Raw genomic sequence first — 16,058 nt, 5'->3', positions numbered from 1 at the left:
CGTCCCTCTCCTCACAGCGCTTCCAGCACCTCCTGGATCCGGGTGGCCGCCCGTACGTCGAGCGGTTCGTCACCGTCGTGCGCCAGCCGGGGCAGGAAGCCGTACAACACCGCCAGCTGGCGGTCGTCGCGGGCAGCCTGCCGGATCCAGCCGACCAGCGCGTCTTCGGCCGCGGCCGCCGACCGGGCCCAGGTCAGGGCGGCCCGCAGGAGTTCGGCGAGCCGCGGTGTGCTGTCCGGGCGGGCGGCCAGCAGCGCGGTGGCCAACGGCCAGGTGGCGTACGGCTCCAGCTCCGGCACCTCGCCCAGCCCCCACAGATGCGAGGTGCGGGTGGTGACGGCGCGCAGCACCGTCAGCAGCGCGAGGTCCCGGCGCGGCCGCCGGGTGTCGTGCAGCCAGTCGATGAGCACGCCGAGCACGGCGTCGGACTCCGTCCCGGCCAGCAGGCGCAGCACGCTGTACGAGGTGATCCGGCCGTCGTCCTCGTCCGCCAGCCGGGCCAGCTCCTCCAGGGACGCCTGGACGGAGCCAGCGGCGAGGCCGTAGCCGTGGGCGAGGACCGCCGTCTCGCGCTCGCGTGCGTCGTCGCCGAGCGCCCAGCCGCGCAACAGGCCGTCCACGGCGGGCCGTACGCCGTCGTCGCGGGACGCCTCGGCGAGCGCGGTGGCGGCCGCCATCCGCTGCACCGGGCTCTCGGCGCGGGCCAGCGGCAGCAGCAGTTCGACGAAGCCGTACAGATAGTCGCGGGCGCAGAGCACGCCCGCGGCGACCGCCGCGCGCACCCACACCTGGGGGCGCGGGTCGTCACACAGGGCGCGCAGCCAGCGGGCCATCGGGCCGCGGACGTTGTGGTGGCCGTCCCACGCCTCGTACAGCACCGCGGACGCCAGCCGCCGCCCCTGGAAGCGGACGGCGCGGACCGGGACCGACGCGTCGCCCAGGTCCTCCACGCCGTCGCCGCACACCGCGCGCGCCGCGGCGAGCCCGGCCCCGGGGCGGGCGGCGAACAGCAGGCGCCCGGGCGCGTACTGGGGGTCGAGCGTCACGGCCAGCTCCCAGGTCAGCAGCTCGGCGGCCTCGGCGGTGAGGCTGTGCGCTGAGCCGTTGAAGACGGCGAGCGCGATCCGCAGCGCCGCCGTCCGCAGGGCGGGCAGCGCGGCGGGCAGGGTTCCGGGGCGCCCCGCGCCGTCGAACCACGCGCGGGCCTGGTCCGGGGCGAAGGCCCGGCAGCGCTCCAGCAGCCCTTCGTCGGACAGCCGCCCCTCGGCGTGGGCGGCGAGCTGCCGGGCGAACCGGGCGGCCTCCCCGGGACGCGGCTCGTCCAGCCCGAGAGCGTCGGCCACATCGGGACGGGCGGCGGTGGCGCGGGCGAGGACCAGCAACTCGGCGGGCTTGTCGGCGAGCAGCTCGACCAGCTGCCGGTCCAGCACCTCGGCGGCGTCCGGGGGCTCGTACGGTACGGCGTGACGGCGGGCACTCAGCAACCGGTCGGCGACCGGACCACCCGCGACCAGAACGACGCCGAACGCCCCGCGCTCGGCGAAGCGGGCGCACAGCCGGTCCACGAGGGGCCCGAGGCGATCGGGGACGTCGTCGGCGGGGAGTTCGAGCAGATAGCCCCGGCCGCGCTCGACCTGCCGCCCGCCGGGAAGCCCCTCGGAGAAGAGGCCGAGGAGATCGCCAGCCCCAAGCCGAATGACGAGCGGTTCGGCCGGGTCGGCGGGTGCGGCGTGCCCGGCGGGTGCGGCGGGTGCGGCGGGTGCGGCGGGTGCGGCGGGTGCGGCGGGTGCGGTCGAGTCAACGGGCCCGGCCGCGCCAGACGGCCCAGCGGGCCCGACCGAGACGGCCGATTCGGCGGGCCCGGCCGACACGGCGGATGCGGCCGGGCCAGTCAGCCCAGCGAGCCCGACCAAGGCGGTGGGCGCGGCCGAGCCAGTCGGCCCGGCCGGACGGGCCAAGGCGGCGGCCACGTCCGCCGGTCCTCCGTGGCCCGTTGCCTCGGCGAGGAGTGCGAGGCCGGTCCAGGTGCGGCCGGTGCCGGGCTCGCCGCACAGGGCGAGGAGGTGGGTGCGCCGCAGCAGCTCCCGCATGTCGGCGTAGCCGGGTGCGGGCCGGTAGACCCGGCGCAGCAGCGCCAGCTCCTCGCGGGTGACCGGGCCTTCGGGGAGCGGACGGTGTTCGTCGCCGCCGAACGAACGCGACGGGCCGTCGGTCAGGCGCAGATGTGCGCGCGCCTCGCGCGCCGTGCGGGCGCCGCCCGCCTCGCCCACGCCGTCCAGTGGGCCGCCCCTCGGGAGGTCCAGCCGCCGCGGGCCCGGGTCCGCCGGGATGCCGATGCCGTCCGGTCCGCTCATCGCCCGCCGCCCTTCATGCCGTGGTCCCCGTACGTCCTCGGGGGTGGCGTCCTGGAAGGAGACCCGAAGCGGGCGGCGAGACCTCTCCCCCGATCCGTCCCGCCGCCCTTCTCCGGTGCCAGGCGCTGGGCCGTGTGCACCCCCGTCGCACACGGTCCCGTTCGCCTGTGCCTCCACCAGGGTGGGCCGGGGGCGGGACGGGGGCTGTAGCCGTTTACACAGTCGCGCGTATTCGCGGGACGTGCGCGCCCGCGCTCATTCACAGGGGCGCGCCGGGATGTGCTCCCCGGTCGCGCGCCCCTCGGCCAGCAGCCGCAGCAGTCCGATGTCCTGCACCTCGAAGCGGCGCGAGGCGGTCCGTACGACGCCCTGGTCGCGCAGCAGCCGCAGCGCCTTGGCGACGGCCTCCCGGGTCGACCCCACGGCGGCCGCGATGTCGTGCTGCGGCAGCGGCAGATCGACGGCGATGGCCCCGCCGGGACCGGCATGGCCGGTGCGTTCGGCGATCTCGACCAGCCGCGCGGCCAGCCGCTGGAGCACCTTCTCGGAGGCGAGGGAGCGCCGTTCGCCGTCGGAGCTGCGCAGCCGGGAGCTGAACTGACGCATGATCAGCACGGTCGCGACCGGCCGCGCGGCCAGATAGGCGCGGAACCGGTCGCCGGAGACCACGACCGCCTCCATCCGGCCGAGCGCGGTGACGGTGGCGCTGCGCGAACCGTGATCCACCGCGGCCTGGTCCCCCACCACCTCACCCGCACCCCGCAACGCCAGGATCAGCCGCACCCCGCGCTCGGTCTCCACGGAGACGGTGGCCCAGCCGGAGACGATCGCGACGACGAAGGTGGTGCGGTCGTGCTCACGCAGAACGACCTCGGAGGGGCCGTACGTCCGCGGGCTGCCGAGCGCGAGCAGGGCGCGCCGGTCGTCGGCGGGGAGCGCGTACAGAAAAGGCCGACCGTCCTCGAAAAGACTCATCCGCCCTCCCGCCTCACTGGGACACTCGTCAGGTTGCGGAGAACCGATGGGTATGGCGAGCACGCTAGGCAGATGGCACGGGCACGTCAATGGCCCCGGACGGAACCAGCACCCCCGGACGGACCTGCGGCGGAATCCGTTCGAACACCCCTGCAATCCCGGCGCTGTTCGCCGAGCGCCATCCGGACACCCACACCCGCCCCCGAACGCCGGCCCGGCGCTTCGAACGGCGCTTCGAGGCCGCCGCCGGGACGACGCCGCGGCGCTGGCCGCCGCGCTGGCCGCGGGGCTACAACCGTGGGTCCACCGGTTCCGACTCCAGGGCCAGCACCGCGAACACCGCCTCGTGCACCCGCCACAGCGGCTCACCGTCCGCCAGCCGGTCCAGCGCCTCCAGGCCCAGCGCGTACTCCCGCAGGGCGAGCGAGCGCTTGTGGCCGAGGTGACGCTGGCGCAACCGGTCCAGGTTCTCCGGGCGGGTGTACTCCGGGCCATAGATGATCCGCAGATACTCCCGGCCCCGGCATTTGACGCCCGGCTGGACCAGTCGGCCGTCACCCTTGCGGACGAAGCCCTGGAGCGGTTTGACGACCATGCCCTCGCCACCCGCCTCCGTCAGCTCCAGCCACCACGCGACGCCCTCGGCCACCGACGCGTCGTCCTCGGTGTCGACGACGAGGCGGCGGGTGGGGGCGAGCAGCGGACCGCCCTCCGGCACGGGCCTCTCCGCCTCGATCATGCGGTCGACCAGGGCGAGTTGCCGGTCGTGCGGGAGCGAGGCGAGGCTGCGGCCCTGGGCGGCCAGGATCTGGAACGGAGCCATCCGTATCCCGTCCAGCCCGTCGACCGGCCAGCAGTAGCGCCGGTACGCCTCGGTGAACGCGGCCGCGTCCACGGCCCGCCCGCGCTGCTTGTCGAGGAGCGCGGACACCTCGACGCCGCGCGCCGCCGCGCCCTCCAGCGCCGAGAGCACCCCGGGGAAGACCGCGCCCGAGGCCGCGCCCACCGCCGCGTACTGGTTGCGCAGCAGCCCCGCGGCCTTGAGCGACCACGGCATCAACTCGGTGTCCAGCAGCAGCCAGTCGGTCTCCAGCTCCTGCCACAGACCGGCGCCCTCGATGCCGCCGCGCACCCCGCCGAGGACGGACTCGGCCAGCCGCGGGTCGTCGAAGAAGGGCCGCCCGGTGCGGGTGTACACCATGCCGGATACGCCCTCGGGCGCCCCGAAGCGCTCCTTCGCCACCTCCGCGTCGCGGCAGACCAGCGCCACCGCCCGGGAGCCCATGTGCTTCTCCTCGCAGATCACTTGGCGCACCCCGTCCGCGCGGTAGGCGGCGAACGCCTCCGCGGGGTGCTCCAAGTAGCCAGCTTCACCAGAGGTGGCGGCGGGCGCCATGGTCGGCGGGAGGTAGGCGAGCAGCCGGGGGTCGACGGCGAAGCGGCTCATGACCTCCAGGGCGGCCGCCGCGTTCTCCTCCTTGACCGCGATCCGGCCCATGTGCCGGGTCTCGACGACACGGCGGCCGCGCACATCGGCGAGGTCGAGCGGACGGCCCTCGGTGCCGCCCTGGGCCTCGTTGCCCAGCGGTCTGACCGGCTCGTACCAGACCTGCTCGGCCGGGACGTCCACGATCTCGCGCTCCGGCCAGCGCAGCGCGGTCATCCGGCCGCCGAAGACACAACCCGTGTCCAGGCAGAGGGTGTTGTTGAGCCAGGACGCCTTGGGGGTGGGCGTGTGGCCGTAGACGACCGCGGCGCGGCCCCGGTAGTCCTCGGCCCATGGGTAGCGCACCGGCAGGCCGAACTCATCGGTCTCACCGGTCGTCTCCCCGTACAGCGCGTGCGAACGCACCCGCCCCGAGGTGCGGCCGTGGTACTTCTCCGGCAGCCCGGCGTGACAGACCACCAGCGCCCCGCCGTCCAGCACATAGTGGCTGACCAGCGACTCGATGAACTCCCGGGCCCGGTCGGCGAACTCCGGGTCCGCGGTGTGCTCGCGGTCCAGCTGCTCGACCGTCTCGGCGAGACCGTGGGTGAGCTTGACCTTGCGGCCCTTGAGGTAGCGGGCGAGCTTGTGCTCGTGGTTACCGGGAACGCACAGCGCCGTCCCGGAGGCGACCATGCCCATCACCAGGCGCAGCACCCCGGGGCTGTCCGGCCCGCGGTCGACGAGGTCGCCTACGAAGACGGCGGTGCGCCCCTCGGGGTGGACGGCGTCGGCCGGGCGGCCCTGCCCGTCGCGGCGCAGGGCGTATCCGAGCTTGCCCAGCAGGGTCTCCAGCTCGGAGCGGCAGCCGTGGATGTCGCCGATGACATCGAACGGACCGGCGAGGTGGCGCAGATCGTTGTAGCGGCGCTCGGTGACGATCTCCGCGGCCTCGACCTGCTCGGCTCCGCGCAGGATGTGCACCTTGCGGAACCCCTCGCGCTCCAGGGACTTCAGGGAGCGGCGCAGCTCGCGGCGCTGGCGCGGGATGACGTGGGTGGGCATACCGGCCCGGTCGGGGCGGGCCGCGTTGCGCCGAGCGCATTCGCCCTCGGGGATGTCGAGGACGATCGCGACCGGGAGGACGTCGTGCTCGCGCGCCAGCTGGATCAGGCTACGGCGGGCCTCGGGCTGGACGTTGGTCGCGTCGATCACGGTCAGCCGCCCGGCCGCCAGCCGCTTGCCCGCGATGTAGTGGAGCAGGTCGAAGGCGTCGGAAGTGGCGCTCTGATCCTTCTCGTCGTCGGAGACCAGGCCCCGGCAGACGTCGGAGGAGACGATCTGGGTGGGCAGGAAGTGGCGCCGGGCGAAGGTGGACTTGCCGGAACCGGTGGTGCCGACGAGGACCACGAGGGACAGGTCGGGCACGCCGAGGCTGGGCCTGTCGAGCGTCATGGTGTCGGTCATGCGGCGGCCTCCTTCGGTGTCGTGGTCGGTGTCGTGGTGGTGCTGGTCCGGGTCTCCTCGCCCTCCCGCCGGAAGAGCGCGAGCTGCGTCGGCGGCCCCACCTCGGGGTCCTCGGGGCCGACGGGGCGGAACTCCACCGCGTAGCCGTGTCGTTCGGCGACGCCCCGCGCCCAGTCGCGGAACTCCTCGCGCGTCCACTCGAAGCGGTGATCGGGGTGGCGGACCTGCCCGGCGGGCAGGGTCTCCCAGCGAACGTTGTACTCGACGTTCGGCGTGGTCACCACGACGGCCGTGGGCCGGGCGGCGCCGAACACCGCGTACTCCAGGGCGGGCAGCCGGGGCGGATCCACATGCTCGATCACCTCGCTGAGCACCGCCGCGTCATAGCCGGTCAGCCGGGAGTCGGTGTACGCGAGCGAGCCCTGCGTCAGCTTGAGCCGCGCCGACTGCCGCTCGGGCATCCGGTCCAGGCGCAGCCGCCGCGCCGCCTCGTTCAGCGCGCGTATCGACACATCGACACCGACGATCTCGGTGAACCGCGCGTCCCCCAGCAGCTCGCCCAGCAACTGGCCCTGGCCACAGCCGAGATCGATCACCCGGGATGCCCCGGCTTCCCGCAGGGCGCGGAGGATCGCCTCGCGCCGCCGCACCGCCAGCGGCACCGGCCGCGGCGTACTCCCCTCCTCCGGCTCCACTCCGTCCCCCTCCCCCTGCTCCGGCCGCTCGGGCTGCCGCGTCCACTCCGGCTGCCCTTCCTGCTCGGCGAACACGGCGGCGGACTCCTCCGTTCCGCCACCGATCACCGCGTTGTCGATCTCCTCCACCTCGGCGTCGTCCGTCTCCGCGAGCCGCGCCAGCTCCAGCCGCTCCATCGCGCTGCGCGTCAGCGACCAGCGGCGGGCCAGATAGCGGTTGCTGATCAGCCGCTGCTCGGGGTGGTGCTCCAGCCAGCCCTCGCCGGAACGCAGCAGCTTGTCCACCTCGTCCGGGGCGACCCAGTAGTGCTTCGCGTCGTCCAGCACCGGCAGCAGCACATACAGATGCCGCAGCGCGTCGGCGAGCCGCAGCGCGCCCTCCAGCACCAGCCGTACGTACCGCGAGTCGCCCCACTGCGGGAACCGCTCGTCCAGCGGCACCGGCTCGGCCGTCACCGCCCAGCCCAGCGGCGCGAAGAGCCGCTCGACCAGGGTGACGCCGCCGCGGGCGGGCAGGGCGGGCACCTCGATCCGGAGCGGAAGCAGCCGCTCCGGCAGCTCGGGCCGCGCCTTGCACTGTCCCCTCAGGGCGCTGGAGAAGACGGTGCTCAGCGCGACCCCCAGCAGCGAGGAGGCCGCGTACGGACGGTCGTTGACGTACTGGGCGAGCGCGGAGTCGGGCGCGCCGCCCCGCCCCTTGCCCCGGCCCCGCCGCACCAGCGCGACGGGATCGACCTCCAGCAGCAGCGCCGCCGTGCAGCGCTGCTCGTCCGCCTCGGGGTAGAGGACGTGCGCGGTGCCATGGGAGGTCGAGAACCGCTGCGCCTTGTCGGGGTGCTTGTGCAGCAGGAACCCCAGGTCGGTCGCAGGGCGCTCACGGGTGCCGGTGGTGGTTATCGTCAAGAACACCCGTCCGAGTATCGCCGGGTGGACTCCCCCTCACCTAATGGTTTCCCACCACGCCCGCCAGCTCCGCGATCCGGTCCGGACCCACCCGGCAGCAGCCGCCTATGAGCCGTGCACCCGCGTCCCGCCATGCCTTCACCCGTGCCGGGTCGAAGGTCGACCGCCCGCGCCAGCTCCGGGCCGCCGCGTCCCACTCCTCTCCGCTGTTCGGATACACGATCACCGGCTTTCCGGTGGCCTCGGCCGCTATCTCCACGGCCCGGTCCGCGTCGCCCGGCTCACAGCAGTTGACGCCGACGGCGATCACTTGCTCGTTCCCGGCGGCCAGGGCGAACGCGTCCCGGAGCGGCTGCCCGGCCCGGGTGGCCTCCCCCGCGATGCTGTACGACAGGTAGACGGGCACCCCGCAGCCCTCGACAGCCCGCAGCATGGCCGCCGCCTCGTCGGCGTCCGGCACCGTCTCCAGGGCGAGCACATCGGGCCCGGCCGCGACCAGCGCCTCGATCCTCGGCCGGTGGAACCGCTCCAGCTCGGCCACGCTCAGCCCGTACCGCCCCCGGTACTCGCTGCCGTCGGCCAGCATCGCCCCGTAGGGCCCCACGGAGGCCGCCACCCACACCGGGGCGGCGGGGTCGGCCGCTTCCCCGGCCGCGCCGCGCGCCAGCTCGACGCTGCGTCCCAGCAGCGCCGTGGCGTCCTCGCGCGCCACGCCCCGGTGGGCGAAGCCCTCGTAGGTGGCCTGGTAGCTGCTGGTGATGAGCACCCGTGCGCCCGCCCGCACATAGGCGGCGTGCGCCGCCTTGATCTGCCCCGGATCATCGGCGAGCAGCCGGGCCGACCACAGCTCGTCGGACAGGTCGCAGCCCTGGGCCTCCAACTGGTTGGACAGCCCGCCGTCGAGGACGAGGGGGCCACCTTCCATCGCGGTGGCCAGTGGCGTAGGTGGGACAGACATCACGGGTAACTCCTGGTGGTTCTGGTATAGCCGGTCAGGCCAGCTGGGCCTGGACCTGGGAGGAAATCAGCTCAAGGTGATCGAGGTCGTCGAGGTCCATGATCTGGAGGTAGATCCGGGACGCCCCGGCCTCCGCATAGCGGCCGATCTTGTCGACGACCTCGGCCGGGGAGCCCGTCAGCCCGTTCTCCTTCAGCTCCGGGACCTCGCGGCCGATCGCCGCGGCACGGCGGGCGACCTCGGCGTCGTCCTTACCCACGCAGGCGATCAGCGCGTTCGAGTACACCAGGTCGTCGCCCTTGCGCCCGGCCTCCTCGGCGGCCGCCCGCACCCGGCCGAACTGGCGCTCGGTGTCCTCGACCGACGCGAACGGCATGTTGAACTCGTCCGCGAACCGCGCGGCCAGCCGCGGGGTGCGGGTCGGCCCATGGCCGCCGATCAGCACCGGCACCCGGTCCTGGGCGGGCTTGGGCAGCGCGGGCGAGTCGGTGAGCTGGTAGTGCGCGCCGTCATGGCTGAAGGTCTCGCCGACCGGCGTCTTCCACAGGCCGGTGACGATGGCCAGCTGCTCCTCCAGCCGCGCGAACTTCTCCTTCGGGAAGGGGATGCCGTACGCGGTGTGCTCCTCCTCGTACCAGCCCGCGCCCAGGCCCAGCTCGACTCGTCCACCTGACATCTGGTCGACCTGCGCGACCTGGATCGCGAGGACGCCCGGCAGCCGGAAGGTGGCGGCGCTCATCAGGGTGCCCAGCCGGATCCGCTTGGTCTCGCGGGCCAGCCCGGCCAGGGTGAGCCACGCGTCGGTCGGGCCCGGCAGCCCGTCGACGTCCCCCATGTGGAGGTAGTGGTCGGAGCGGAAGAAGGCGTCGAAGCCGAGATCTTCGGTGGCCTTCGCGACGGACAGCAGAGTGTCGTAGGTCGCCCCCTGCTGGGGCTCGGTGAAAATGCGGAGATCCATGCCCCCCATCCTGCCTTCTCATGCCGCACCACCCCACTCCCCACCCCACTCCAGCCCCGTGAGATGCCTCAGCATCCCGTGCACCCGGTCCCTGGCCTCGTCCGCCGCGTCGATCGCCTCGACGCACTGCCAGTACAGCGCCTCCTCCTCTGTGCTGGAGGCGACGCCCACCAGCGCGAATCCCGCCTCCGCCAGCAGATCCCCCAGCGCCAGCAGCACCTCTCTGGGGTCCCGCACCTCCGACAGCTGAGCCGCCCGTAACCCCCCGCCGCGCAGCGCGGGATGGTGCAGCGCCGGGTGAAACAGCGCCCCGCGTGCCCTGCCGCCCGCCTCGCACAGGCCGCGCGCCTCCGCCCGCGCCGCCGCCGGGCCGCTCACCATGAAGTATCCGCCGACCGCTTCCGCCAGCGCCTGGACCTGCCAGGCCTCGGCCACGATGTCCTGCACGCCCCCGGCCTTCGCCAGGGCGTGCCGGGTGACACCGATCAGCCGCATCGCGTCCATGCCCCGAACCCCTCTCAACGGACTTTCCGCACCCGTTACTCCTCCACTACCCAGAGTGATGACTAACAGGCCGAAAAGCTAGGGGAATTCAGGAATCTGTTGACAACAGTTGCGCTGTGGATAACTCAATCACTACTGAGAGTGACGAATCGGGCCTCCAGGCGCCGCAACCGGGAACCGGCCCTCGTTGCGGTCGATCTTCGCGGCCAGCGCGGCGAGCGCGTCGATCCCCAGCACCTCGCAGAACTGGAGCAGATACGCCAGCACATCGGCGACCTCGTCCTCGACCCGGGCCGCCTTCCCCGGTTCCTCCATCACCCGCGCCGACTGCTCCGGCGTCAGCCACTGGAAGATCTCCACCAGCTCCGACGCCTCGACGCTCAGCGCCGCCGCGAGGTTCTTCGGGGTGTGGTACTGCTGCCAGTCGCGCACCGCCGCGAAGGCCGCCAGCCTGCGCTGCAGGCCCGCCACATCAAGGTCATCGGATCGTCGCTCACACGCCGCGGCACGCGCACCGGACTCGGGTTCAAGAGACTCGCTCACGCTCCAGGTTTACCACCGTGACGGGGGCGCCCCCGACCGCCCCCGTCACGTCCCCCACCGTCCCCACCAGCCGGATGTGCCCCCGTGCGCACATCCGGGCCGCCACCCCCAGCAGCTCCCGCGCCTGCCTCCGGTCCAGGCAGCGGTCGAAACCGTCCGCCAGCACCGTCAGCACCTGCCGCGCGGGAAGCACATCCGCCGCCGGTTCCATCGCCAGCACCCCCGGGCCGGTCAGCAGCACCAGCGCGAGCGCCAGATAGCGCAACTCCCCGTCGCCCAGCCGCTCCACGGGCATCGCGCCCAGCTCCCCCTGCTCCACCAGGGCCCGCACCCCGCCGCCCCCGGACCCCTCGGTCACCAGCCCCTCCACCGGCCCCGCGCACCCCGCCCGGACCGCCGCGACCAGCGCCGCGTGCCGCGAGACGCACTCCCGGCTGGTGCGCCGCAGCACCGCAGCCAGGTTCTCGCAGCCACCGCGCAGCCGCCCGTCGCGCGGCGCCGCCGGTGCCCGCATCCGGTCCGGCCGCGGATCACAGGGGAACACCGAGCGCAGCGCGATCACCACCTGCTCGGCGGCGGCCAGCGCGAGCCGCTGCCCCTCGGTGATGCCCGCCACCCGCAGCGGCAGCAGCGAGGTCGCCAGCCGGTCGTCGGGCAGCGGAGCCCGGGTGACCGCGACCGCCCCCGCCGTGTGCCAGGCCGCCTGGACGCAGCGCCGCCCCGGATCGCGCAGCGCCGTCTCCAGCAGCGTCTCCCCCGCCCCCGTCAACCGCTCGCCCACGATCCGCAGTTCGGGCTCGGCCTGTACGGCGACGTCGAGCCGCACCGGCCCGACCGGGCCGTCCACGGTGCACCCGATACGGAACCCGCGCCGCCCCTGCCGGTCCGGCCGCGCCCGGCGCGGGATGTACGACGCGGGCTCGCGGAACACCTCCGCGAGCCGGGCGCCGCCCGCCAGGCGCGCGAGCGCCCCGTACGCCTCCAGCACGCCCGACTTACCGCTCCCGCTCGGCCCGGCGAAGAGCGTCAGCGGCCCCAGGGAAAAGACCGCACGTCGATGGGACTTGAAGGCGGACAGCCTCAACTCGGTCACGGCGGGCCGCAGCCCGGATGCGCTCATGCCCGGAACATATCTGTGGCGCATACCGCCGAACCGTTACTCCTTCCGTATCTTCCTACCATCGGGGGATGGTGGCAGTGACTGAAGATGACCACGGGGGCACATGATGTTCGACAGCACGTTCTGGATCGCGGCCCTCACCGGTGGCACCGCCGTGCTGGCCAGTTGGGTCACCAGTCGCGGCAACACCCGGGCCGCCCAGATCCAGGCCGACACCGCGGCCCGCGCCCAGCAGGCGGAGCGGCTGCGCGACAGCAGGCGGACCGCGTACCTGGAGCTGATCGAACAGGTCCACAGCATGGGCGAGTTCTACTGGCAGATCTCCGCCGCCCAGCGCGCCGGAGACTTCCGGAGCCGCCCCGCCCTGCTGGACGAAACCCTGGAGCGCGAGCGCGACCACTACGGCAAGCTGCGGCGCTGCGCGCGCGTGGTCGAGCTGGAGGGCCCCGCCGCCGCGGGCGAGGCAGCCCACAAACTGCAGAAGTCGACCGGCCGCTTCCACCGCTCCCTGCAGGCGATGACCACCGGCGACGCGGAAGCGATACGCCGCTTCGACGACGCCTACAGCCCCTTCTGGGCCGCCCTCACGAACTTCGTCGACACCGCGAAGACGGCCCTGCAGGAGCCCTAGGCCGGATCGCCCGGCAGTGCGGCCTCAAGGGGGCAACCTTCACCTGGACTTGACTGTCTGTTTACGGTGAGCCGCGCTTCCTGTTGATCGAGATTCGGGGGACCCCGCATGAATCGCACCATCCGTACCGCCGTCTTATCCGTCGCCCTCACCGGCCTGGCGTTCGGCCTCTCCGCCTGCTCGGAGGAGGAGACCGTCGACACCGTCGACAAGGTCGTGGACCAGACGTACGAGGTCACCTACGAGGTGACGGGGAAGGACATCGAGTCGATCGAGTTCAACGGGGGCGGTGGCAAGGCCATGGCCCCCAAGACCGCCACGGTGAAGAAGCCCGCGCTGCCCTGGAAGAAGACGGTGACGCTGCGGGGCGTCATGCCGTCGGCGGTGATGCCGGTCTCCACCGACCCCACGGTGAGCTGCAAGATCGTGCACAAGGGCAAGGTCATCGCCGAGGAGAAGGGCGAAAGCCTGATCAACGCCGGTGGCTGCGTCGGGGAGTCCCCGATCGGCAAGTAGCGGGCCAAGACTGCCAGATCGCGTCTGCCCTCCGCCTGCCCGGGCTTGACTTGCCATGACGGCCTGGGTGGGTGCGACGGACCCTCCCTGCACCTCGCCCGTGGCCCTAACGTCGAGTCATGAACGATGACCAACTGATCGCGGACCTGCACGTCCGGTGGGTGTTCGGCTGGGAGCGCGACGAGGGGGACACACCGTTCGACTTCCGGCGCACCTTCGGCGAGTTCTACGACTTCAGCTCTCCGGACGTCCGTCTCTACGACGACTTCGCCCCCGAGCAGCGGGTGGCGACGACAGCCGCCGGGTACGGCTCGATCTGGGAGCCCGCCTTTCGCGAGATGGTTTCCGCGCATCATGTCGTCGACGACGGCCCGCACGTCATCACGGGCCACGATCTGGCCGCGTCCACCCTGACATTCCTCGCGCGGATCACCATGCCTGACGGCGCCACGAACGTGCGTACCACGACCTCGCTGGTCTGGCACCGAACGCCGGACGGCTGGCGGATCGTCCGCGAACACAACTCGACCAAGGCGCTGCCCGAAAGGGCCCTCAAGGAGAGGACTCGATAGCGCCGCCGCCTTCGCTGAGGCCGTACCGCGTGTGGAGTCCGCCCAGGAAGCCGGGTGCGTACCAGGCCGTGTGCCCGAGCAGACGCATCGCGGCGGCTGCACGATGCAGCCGGTGAACAGGAAGAGCAGCAGGAAGGTGGTGAGGACGATCGGTGTCAGGCTGCTCACCACGCTGATCCGCTGTGCCTCGGGCCGACCGAGAGCGGAGTTGGCCGGGCCGGTCGCCGCGGACTGGCCGATGACGATGTGGAGGGCCGACGATGTTCAGCAGCGGGCTCGCCGCCAGCAGCAGCACGGCGAGGACGGGCAGGGCCGTGAGCACGGGCCGCCGCATGACGGTCCGGGCGACGACACCGACTCCGGTGAACCCCATCGAGCGACGCTGGCGCTGCCGGAGCTGCTGATGCCGGTTCTGACGGCAGAGCCGGGCAGCGCGTCGGCGCGGGGTGTCCGGGCGCTCGGCGACTGGGCCGACGCCGCGGACGCTCAGTGGAAGCGGCGCGCCCTGCGGCTAGTCGGCAGCGCGGACGGCAGGGTGGGTGTCCTCGGTGGCCGCCCAGGCGGACAGCAGGCGCAATCCGTCGTGGGCCGCGGTGCCCGGCTCGGCGCTGTACGCGGTGAGGGTCAGCCCGGGTTGTGCGGGCAGGGCCATGGCATCGAAGTCGAGGACGATATCGCCGATCTCGGGGTGGTGGAACCCTTTGCGCCCGGTGTGGTGCAGACGCACGTTGTGCTTGGCCCAGGCGATGCGGAACTCGTCGCTGCGGGTGACCAGCTCCCCGATCAGCCGGGTGAGCTCCGCGTCGTGCGGGGCGCGTCCTGCCTCGGTGCGCAGCAGCGAGACGGTGGTGTTGAGCGAGGCGTCCCAGTCGGGGAAGAACCCGCGGCCGGTGGGGTCGAGGAACTGGAAGCGGGCGATGTTGACCGGGCGCGGGGTGCCGGAGGTGAAGAGCGGCGCGTAGAGGGCGCGGCCGAGCCGGTTGATGGCCAGGATGTCCAGGCGCCCGTTGCGGACGAAGGCCGGGCTGTCGGTCATGGAGTCCAGGACGCGCTGGATGCTGGCGGGGAGGGGCCCGCGCGGCTTCTTGCTGCGGCGGGCAGGGCGCGTGCGCTGGGCTGCGGCCAGGTCGTAGAGGTGGGCGCGTTCGGCCTCGTCGAGCTGAAGGGCGTTCGCGACGGCGTCGAGGACCTCCTCAGAGGCCCCGGCGAGGTGGCCGCGCTCCAGGCGTACGTAGTAGTCGATGCTGACACCGGCCAGTAGGGCGACCTCCTCGCGGCGCAGGCCCGGGACACGCCGGTTGCCGCCGAAGGCGGGCAGGCCCGCCTGCTGGGGGGTGATCTTCGCGCGGCGGGTGGCGAGGAACTCGCGGATGTCGTGGGCGGTGTCCATACAGCCAGGCTAAGCACGCTTCACCCGGCCAGGGGAGCCCTGTCAGTACCTGTAACGACAGTACCTTCCGCACGCCTGTGCCCTGCGGTTTCCTCGATATCGAAGGCAGCCGGTAGACGCCCCGGACCAGACCACGGAGCGCGCTGCGGCTGCCGGGCAGGCCCTTCCCCACAGAGCGGAACGGCCGATTACGCGTTCGCATCATTGCAAGGAGTCACCGTATGGCGAAGCAGTCCGCCCCCCAGGAGCTGACACAGATCGCGCCGAAGCTCGTCGAGATCACCGACAACGTGCTCTTCGGCGACGTGTGGGAGCGCCCCGGGCTCTCCCCCCGCGATCGCAGCCTGGTCACGGTGAGCGTGCTGGCTGCCCTGTACCGCAGCGAGCAGCTCCCGTACCACCTGGGCAAGGCCCTGGAGAACGGGCTGAGCGTCGAGGAGCTCTCCGAGGCCATCACCCACCTGGCGTTCTACGCCGGATGGCCCAACGCCATGACCGCGATCACGCTGCTGAAGAAGATCGCCGACGAGCAGTCCGCCTGACCGGCCCCTCCGCCTCACCCCCACACCGTCCCCCTTCGCATCCAGGAAGAGCCCGTGGAACACATCACGTCCACCCCCACCGCCAAGGCCCCGTCCGAGCGCTTCACCGGTGACGTCTACCTCAACCCGATCGGGGCGCCCTCCGCCCCCGCCCACCTGGTCGCTGCTCTGGTCCGCTTCACCCCCGGCGCCCGCACCAACTGGCACTCCCACGTCAAGGGCCAGACCCTCTACATCACCGACGGCGTCGGCCTGGTCGGCACCCGCGACGGCGATGTCGCGCTGGCCACCGCCGGTGAGACGGTCAAGTGCCCAGCCGGTGAGGAGCACTGGCACGGCGCCACCGACACCACGCTCATGGCCCACATCGCCATGCTCGTCGGGGACGAGAGCGGCGACGGCACCACCTGGCTGGAGCCGGTGACCGAGGAGCAGTACGCCGCGGCGCTGAAGTCCGCCGGCCGCTGACCATCCCTTCGAAGGCCACGGCGCGGGCCGGGCAGC

The 16,058-nt window shown here is 72.9% G+C and carries 15 protein-coding genes and 1 pseudogene; 5 read left to right on the top strand and 11 right to left on the bottom strand.

Annotated elements, in window-relative coordinates:
- Nucleotides 1–11 precede the first annotated feature (11 nt).
- From ACZ6CL_RS26620 to ACZ6CL_RS26580, 9 genes are all read right to left on the bottom strand, one after another.
- The gene (locus tag ACZ6CL_RS26620) at nt 12–2,354 is read right to left on the bottom strand and encodes a hypothetical protein (protein WP_468939628.1); all 2,343 of its coding nucleotides are present in this window, start codon (nt 2,352–2,354) and stop codon (nt 12–14) included.
- Nucleotides 2,355–2,609: 255 nt separating this feature from the next.
- A complete protein-coding gene (locus ACZ6CL_RS26615; RefSeq protein ID WP_385440912.1) occupies nt 2,610–3,329 on the bottom strand; it encodes a Crp/Fnr family transcriptional regulator in 720 nt (239 codons plus the stop codon).
- Nucleotides 3,330–3,618: 289 nt separating this feature from the next.
- Nucleotides 3,619–6,222 carry a polynucleotide kinase-phosphatase gene (locus tag ACZ6CL_RS26610; RefSeq protein WP_468939626.1) on the bottom strand — a complete coding sequence of 868 codons (2,604 nt, stop codon included), beginning with the start codon at nt 6,220–6,222 and terminating at the stop codon, nt 3,619–3,621.
- Entirely contained in the window at nt 6,219–7,826 is a 1,608-nt protein-coding gene (locus ACZ6CL_RS26605; protein ID WP_468939623.1) for a 3' terminal RNA ribose 2'-O-methyltransferase Hen1, read from the bottom strand. The genes ACZ6CL_RS26610 and ACZ6CL_RS26605 overlap by 4 nt, the downstream gene beginning before the upstream one ends.
- Nucleotides 7,827–7,860: 34 nt before the next feature.
- On the bottom strand, nt 7,861–8,778 hold the full coding sequence (mmuM, locus tag ACZ6CL_RS26600) for a homocysteine S-methyltransferase (RefSeq protein ID WP_468939621.1): 918 nt from the start codon (nt 8,776–8,778) through the stop codon (nt 7,861–7,863).
- 34 nt (nt 8,779–8,812) lie between these two features.
- The gene (locus ACZ6CL_RS26595) at nt 8,813–9,736 is read right to left on the bottom strand and encodes an LLM class F420-dependent oxidoreductase (RefSeq protein ID WP_468939618.1); all 924 of its coding nucleotides are present in this window, start codon (nt 9,734–9,736) and stop codon (nt 8,813–8,815) included.
- 18 nt (nt 9,737–9,754) lie between these two features.
- Entirely contained in the window at nt 9,755–10,240 is a 486-nt protein-coding gene (locus ACZ6CL_RS26590; RefSeq protein WP_468939615.1) for a DUF6099 family protein, read from the bottom strand.
- Nucleotides 10,241–10,372: 132 nt separating this feature from the next.
- Nucleotides 10,373–10,783 carry a nucleotide pyrophosphohydrolase gene (locus tag ACZ6CL_RS26585; RefSeq protein ID WP_468939613.1) on the bottom strand — a complete coding sequence of 137 codons (411 nt, stop codon included), beginning with the start codon at nt 10,781–10,783 and terminating at the stop codon, nt 10,373–10,375.
- The gene (locus tag ACZ6CL_RS26580) at nt 10,767–11,903 is read right to left on the bottom strand and encodes an AAA family ATPase (protein WP_468939611.1); all 1,137 of its coding nucleotides are present in this window, start codon (nt 11,901–11,903) and stop codon (nt 10,767–10,769) included. Before ACZ6CL_RS26580 ends, ACZ6CL_RS26585 begins: the two co-directional genes overlap by 17 nt.
- Nucleotides 11,904–12,009: 106 nt before the next feature.
- Here ACZ6CL_RS26580 and ACZ6CL_RS26575 point away from each other — a divergent pair, with 106 nt between their 5' ends.
- The 3 genes from ACZ6CL_RS26575 (at nt 12,010) to ACZ6CL_RS26565 (ending at nt 13,622) form a co-directional block, all read left to right on the top strand.
- On the top strand, nt 12,010–12,534 hold the full coding sequence (locus tag ACZ6CL_RS26575) for a hypothetical protein (RefSeq protein ID WP_468939736.1): 525 nt from the start codon (nt 12,010–12,012) through the stop codon (nt 12,532–12,534).
- Between the two features lie 108 nt (nt 12,535–12,642).
- A complete protein-coding gene (locus tag ACZ6CL_RS26570) occupies nt 12,643–13,050 on the top strand; it encodes a hypothetical protein (protein WP_468939608.1) in 408 nt (135 codons plus the stop codon).
- Between the two features lie 119 nt (nt 13,051–13,169).
- The gene (locus tag ACZ6CL_RS26565) at nt 13,170–13,622 is read left to right on the top strand and encodes a nuclear transport factor 2 family protein (RefSeq protein WP_468939605.1); all 453 of its coding nucleotides are present in this window, start codon (nt 13,170–13,172) and stop codon (nt 13,620–13,622) included.
- Nucleotides 13,623–13,703: 81 nt separating this feature from the next.
- Here the strand turns inward: ACZ6CL_RS26565 and ACZ6CL_RS26560 are convergent.
- Together ACZ6CL_RS26560 and ACZ6CL_RS26555 are read right to left on the bottom strand one after the other, a co-directional pair.
- A pseudogene (locus ACZ6CL_RS26560) lies at nt 13,704–13,977 on the bottom strand (hypothetical protein); the annotation flags it as partial.
- 156 nt (nt 13,978–14,133) lie between these two features.
- Entirely contained in the window at nt 14,134–15,012 is an 879-nt protein-coding gene (locus ACZ6CL_RS26555; RefSeq protein WP_468939602.1) for a helix-turn-helix transcriptional regulator, read from the bottom strand.
- 221 nt (nt 15,013–15,233) lie between these two features.
- Here ACZ6CL_RS26555 and ACZ6CL_RS26550 point away from each other — a divergent pair, with 221 nt between their 5' ends.
- A complete protein-coding gene (locus tag ACZ6CL_RS26550; protein ID WP_468939601.1) occupies nt 15,234–15,554 on the top strand; it encodes a carboxymuconolactone decarboxylase family protein in 321 nt (106 codons plus the stop codon).
- 54 nt (nt 15,555–15,608) lie between these two features.
- Nucleotides 15,609–16,022: a (R)-mandelonitrile lyase gene (locus ACZ6CL_RS26545; RefSeq protein ID WP_468939599.1), complete on the top strand. Its 414-nt coding sequence runs from the start codon at nt 15,609–15,611 to the stop codon at nt 16,020–16,022.
- The last annotated feature ends 36 nt before the right edge of the window (nt 16,023–16,058 follow it).

The sequence above is a fragment of the Streptomyces sp. NPDC041200 genome (assembly GCF_055591805.1).
Note: the sequence above shows the minus strand (reverse complement) of the source record. Positions and strands in the feature narration are given on the sequence as shown.

Bases quoted from the DNA above. Each gene is read 5' to 3' on its own strand.
- ACZ6CL_RS26620 (WP_468939628.1), bottom strand. From the start codon at position 2,354: ATGAGCGGACCGGACGGCATCGGCATCCCGGCGGACCCGGGCCCGCGG.
- ACZ6CL_RS26615 (WP_385440912.1), bottom strand. From the start codon at position 3,329: ATGAGTCTTTTCGAGGACGGTCGGCCTTTTCTGTACGCGCTCCCCGCC.
- ACZ6CL_RS26610 (WP_468939626.1), bottom strand. From the start codon at position 6,222: ATGACCGACACCATGACGCTCGACAGGCCCAGCCTCGGCGTGCCCGAC.
- mmuM (WP_468939621.1), bottom strand. From the start codon at position 8,778: ATGTCTGTCCCACCTACGCCACTGGCCACCGCGATGGAAGGTGGCCCC.
- ACZ6CL_RS26595 (WP_468939618.1), bottom strand. From the start codon at position 9,736: ATGGATCTCCGCATTTTCACCGAGCCCCAGCAGGGGGCGACCTACGAC.
- ACZ6CL_RS26590 (WP_468939615.1), bottom strand. From the start codon at position 10,240: ATGGACGCGATGCGGCTGATCGGTGTCACCCGGCACGCCCTGGCGAAG.
- ACZ6CL_RS26580 (WP_468939611.1), bottom strand. From the start codon at position 11,903: ATGAGCGCATCCGGGCTGCGGCCCGCCGTGACCGAGTTGAGGCTGTCC.
- ACZ6CL_RS26575 (WP_468939736.1), top strand. From the start codon at position 12,010: ATGTTCGACAGCACGTTCTGGATCGCGGCCCTCACCGGTGGCACCGCC.
- ACZ6CL_RS26570 (WP_468939608.1), top strand. From the start codon at position 12,643: ATGAATCGCACCATCCGTACCGCCGTCTTATCCGTCGCCCTCACCGGC.
- ACZ6CL_RS26565 (WP_468939605.1), top strand. From the start codon at position 13,170: ATGAACGATGACCAACTGATCGCGGACCTGCACGTCCGGTGGGTGTTC.
- ACZ6CL_RS26555 (WP_468939602.1), bottom strand. From the start codon at position 15,012: ATGGACACCGCCCACGACATCCGCGAGTTCCTCGCCACCCGCCGCGCG.
- ACZ6CL_RS26550 (WP_468939601.1), top strand. From the start codon at position 15,234: ATGGCGAAGCAGTCCGCCCCCCAGGAGCTGACACAGATCGCGCCGAAG.